Below are 4,167 nucleotides of genomic sequence, written 5' to 3' on the forward strand. Positions count from 1 at the left end.
GGCAAGCTCGCGGCCCTGCCCGGCGCGCGCAGCGGCGTAGCCGGCGCCTCGACAGTCGAGAAGCCGACTGCCTACGCGGACGCCACCAGCTACAACAACTTCTACGAGTTCGGCACCGGCAAGGAAGACCCGGCGCGCAATGCCGGCAAGCTGCAGACGCGGCCCTGGACGGTGGCGATCGAGGGCGAGGTGAAGAAGCCGCAGACCCTCGGCATCGAGGACCTGCTCAAGCTCGCCCCGATGGAGGAGCGCATCTACCGACTGCGCTGCGTCGAGGGCTGGTCGATGGTGATTCCCTGGGTCGGCTACTCGCTGGCGGAACTGATCAAGCGCGTCGAGCCGACCGGCAACGCGAAGTTCATCGAGTTCGTGACCCTGGCCGACCCGAAGCAGATGCCCTTCGTCGGCTCGCGCGTGCTCGAGTGGCCCTACGTCGAAGGCCTGCGCCTCGATGAGGCCCTGCACCCGCTGACCCTGCTGGCCTTCGGCATGTACGGCGAGGTGCTGCCCAACCAGAACGGCGCGCCGGTGCGGCTGGTCGTGCCGTGGAAGTACGGGTTCAAGAGCGCCAAGTCCCTCGTCAAGATCCGCTTCGTCGAGCAGCAGCCGAAGACCGCCTGGTTCAAGGCGGCCTCGCACGAGTACGGCTTCTACTCGAACGTGAACCCCAAGGTCGACCACCCGCGCTGGAGCCAGGCCACCGAGCGCCGTATCGGTGAGGACGGCATCTTCCAGAAGAAGCGCCCGACGCAGATGTTCAACGGCTACGATGCGCAGGTCGGTCAGCTCTACGCGGGCCTCGATCTCGCCAAGAACTTTGACGATGAGCGCCACGCTGCCGGCGCCCCGGGGTGCGCGCCGCAACGCATCGGTGCTGCTGCGGCCAGCCGCCAAGCCACTGCTGTTCGTGGCGAGCCTGCTGCCGCTCGCCTGGCTGCTCTACGGCGCCCTGGCCAACACGCTGGGCGCCAACCCGGCCGAGGCGCTGATCCGCGCCACCGGCGACTGGACGCTGCGCTTCCTCTGCCTCACGCTGGCCGTCACGCCGCTGCGGCAATGGACCGGCCAGCCGGCTTTGCTGCGCTTTCGGCGTATGCTGGGCCTGTTCACCTTCTTCTACGGCGTGCTGCACTTCCTCTGCTACGCTTGGCTGGACATGGGCTTCGATCTCGCCGAGATCACGCGCGACATCCCGAAGCGGCCGTTCGCGCTGGTCGGCTTCGCCGCCCTGCTACTGATGGCGCCGCTGGCGGCCACCTCGTTCAACCGCGCAATCCGGGCGCTGGGCGCGAAACGCTGGCAGGCGCTGCACCGGCTTGTCTACGCCGTGGCGCTGCTAGCGATCCTGCACTTCTTCTGGATGCGCTCGGCCAAGCACAACTATGCCGAGGTCGCGGTCTACGCGGCCATCCTCGCGGTGCTGCTGGGCTGGCGCCTGGTCGCGCACCTGCGGCGCCGGCCGGTCGCCGCAGGTTGACGGCGGAGGCTCAGCTGCGCGGGATCTCGCGCGGGCTGCCGTCCATGTTGATCGCCACGTAGGTCAGGTTGGCCTCGGTCACCTTGACCACCACCGGGTCCGCCGGGTTGCGTTCGGCGTAGACCACGACGTGCACCGTGACGGACGTGCGGCCGATGCGCTCGACGCGGGCGTAGAAGCTGAGCAGGTCACCGACCGACACCGGCTGCTTGAAAACGAACTGGTTGACCGCCACTGTGACAATGCGGCCACGCGCCACGCGGGCCGGCAGCACCGCGCCCGCCAGGTCGACCTGGGCCATGATCCAGCCGCCGAAGATGTCGCCGTTGGGGTTGGCGTCGGCCGGCATCGGCATGACCCGCAGCACGAGCACGAGGTCAGGATCGACCTGGGTGAGGTTGGCGCCCAGCAGGTTGGGCTGGTGGTGCGGGCTGTCGTTCATCGTGGGCTCGGCGGCTGAGGGCGGGTCTTGTGGAGATTGTGATTGATGCGTCGCGCTGAAACCCTGAGTCCGCCGCCGGCCGCTGCCGGCCCGGCTGCACCTGCTGCGGGCCCGGCCGCTGCGGCGCGCTCCGACTGGGCGACGCTCGCCCGGCTGCTGCCCTACCTGTGGGTCTACAAGTTCCGCGTGATCGCGGCGCTGGCCTGCCTGATCACGGCCAAGGTCGCCAACGTCGGCGTCCCGTTGCTGCTGAAGCAGTTGGTGGATGCGCTGTCCATCCCGCTGGGCGATCCGCGTGCCGCGCTGGTGGTGCCGGCGGGACTGCTGCTGGCCTACGGCGCGCTGCGGCTGTCGACCTCGCTGTTCACCGAGCTGCGCGAGCTGGTGTTCGCCAAGGCGACCGAGGGCGCCTCGCGCAGCATCTCGCTGCAGGTGTTCCAGCACCTGCACGCGCTGAGCCTGCGTTTCCACCTCGAGCGCCAGACCGGCGGCATGACGCGCGACATCGAGCGAGGCACGCGTGGCGTGCAGTCGCTGATCTCGTATTCCCTCTACAGCATCCTGCCCACGCTGGTCGAGGTCAGCCTCGTGCTCGGGCTGCTGGCGGTCAAGTTCGACGCGATGTTCGCGTGGATCACGCTGGCCGCGCTGGTGGTCTACATCGGGTTCACGGTGCTCGTGACCGAGTGGCGCACGAAGTTCCGCAAGACGATGAACGAGCTGGACTCGAGCTCGCATTCCAAGGCGATCGACTCGCTGCTGAACTACGAAACCGTCAAGTACTTCAACAACGAGGACTTCGAGGCGAAGCGCTACGACGAGAGCCTCGATCGGCTGCGCCGGGCGAAGCTCAAGTCGCAGTCGACGCTGTCGCTGCTCAACACCGGCCAGCAGCTGCTGATCGCCATCGCGCTGATCGCGATGCTGTGGCGCGCCACGGAGGGCGTGGTGTCCGGACGCATGACGCTGGGCGACCTGGTGATGATCAACGCCTTCATGATCCAGCTCTACATCCCGCTCAATTTCCTGGGCGTGATCTACCGCGAGATCAAGCAGGCGCTGACCGACCTCGACAAGATGTTCGACCTGCTGGAGCGCGAGCGCGAGGTGCGCGACGCACCCGACGCTCAGGTCCTGCGCGCCGAGGCGCCGCCGGTCGTGCGCTTCGAGAACGTCGGATTCGCCTACGAAGCGGGGCGGCCCATCCTGCACGGCCTGAGCTTCGAGATCCCGGCCGGCCACACGATCGCGGTGGTCGGGCCGTCGGGTGCGGGCAAGAGCACGCTGGCGCGGCTGCTGTACCGCTTCTACGACGTGAGCGAGGGCCGCATCACGATCGCCGGCCACGACATCCGCCAGCTCACCCAGGCCAGCCTGCGCCGGGCCATCGGCATCGTGCCGCAGGACACCGTGCTGTTCAACGACACCGTGGCCTACAACATCGCCTACGGCCGACCCGGGGCGACCCAGGCCGAGATCGAGGCGGCGGCCCAGGCGGCTCGCATCCACGGTTTCATCGCATCGACCCCGAAAGGCTACGGCACGATGGTCGGCGAGCGTGGCCTGAAGCTGAGCGGCGGCGAGAAGCAGCGCGTGGCGATCGCGCGCACGCTGCTGAAGAATCCGCCGATCGTGATCTTCGACGAGGCCACCTCGGCGCTCGACTCGGCCAACGAGCGGGCGATCCAGGCCGAGCTGCAGACCGCGGCGCGCAACAAGACCGCACTGGTCATCGCGCACCGGCTGTCGACCGTGGTCGACGCCGATCAGATCCTGGTGATGGAGGCGGGCCGCATCGTCGAGCGCGGCACGCATGCGGAGCTGCTGGCCCGAGAAGGGCGCTATGCACAGATGTGGGCGCTGCAGCAGCAAGGCGGCGCCGAGGCGGCGGCCGACGTCGCCGCGTCCTGAGCCGCGGGGGGCCGTTCAGCCCGCGCTGGAGCCACCCGCGGGCGGGGTGCCGTCGACCGGTGGCGTGTCGTCCGCCGCTTCGCCGGCCTCGGGCTCGCCGCCTTCACCGGCACCCGAGCCGGTGGACTTGCGCTTGAGCTTCTCTTCCTTCTTGCGCTTCTTCGCCAGCTCGCGCTGGCGCTTCTCGTAGGAGTAGTTCGGGGTGGCCAATCAGCCTCCTGGGTGTCAGTGCCTGCATGGTAACCGGGCAGCCCGGCCTGCAGCAGCCGCGCCAGCAGCGCGCCCGGCGTCTCGCCGCCGGCCTCGGCGGCGGCATGGAGCGCCGCCACCAGCGGGG

General features: G+C 68.9%; 4 protein-coding genes and 1 pseudogene. 3 read left to right on the forward strand and 2 right to left on the reverse strand.

Translation table 11 applies throughout. The features are described 5' to 3' along the window. Together msrP and x551_RS19145 are read left to right on the forward strand one after the other, a co-directional pair. A pseudogene (gene msrP / locus x551_RS24660) lies at positions 1-819 on the forward strand (protein-methionine-sulfoxide reductase catalytic subunit MsrP); the annotation flags it as partial. 4 nt (positions 820-823) lie between these two features. Continuing rightward, a complete protein-coding gene (locus x551_RS19145) occupies positions 824-1,477 on the forward strand; it encodes a protein-methionine-sulfoxide reductase heme-binding subunit MsrQ (protein WP_011828037.1) in 654 nt (217 codons plus the stop codon). A gap of 10 nt (positions 1,478-1,487) precedes the next feature. Here x551_RS19145 and x551_RS19150 read toward each other — a convergent pair whose 3' ends face one another. Then, the gene (locus tag x551_RS19150; RefSeq protein WP_231497616.1) at positions 1,488-1,832 is read right to left on the reverse strand and encodes an acyl-CoA thioesterase; all 345 of its coding nucleotides are present in this window, start codon (positions 1,830-1,832) and stop codon (positions 1,488-1,490) included. A gap of 132 nt (positions 1,833-1,964) precedes the next feature. On the opposite strand from x551_RS19150, the gene x551_RS19155 reads away from it, so the two are divergent. Further along, positions 1,965-3,830 carry an ABC transporter ATP-binding protein/permease gene (locus tag x551_RS19155; RefSeq protein ID WP_036250270.1) on the forward strand — a complete coding sequence of 622 codons (1,866 nt, stop codon included), beginning with the start codon at positions 1,965-1,967 and terminating at the stop codon, positions 3,828-3,830. A gap of 15 nt (positions 3,831-3,845) precedes the next feature. Here x551_RS19155 and x551_RS19160 read toward each other — a convergent pair whose 3' ends face one another. Continuing rightward, positions 3,846-4,040: a hypothetical protein gene (locus x551_RS19160; protein WP_011828040.1), complete on the reverse strand. Its 195-nt coding sequence runs from the start codon at positions 4,038-4,040 to the stop codon at positions 3,846-3,848. Positions 4,041-4,167 lie beyond the last annotated feature (127 nt).

Source organism: Methylibium sp. T29, assembly GCF_000576205.1.
GTDB classification, from domain to species: domain Bacteria; phylum Pseudomonadota; class Gammaproteobacteria; order Burkholderiales; family Burkholderiaceae_C; genus Methylibium; species Methylibium petroleiphilum.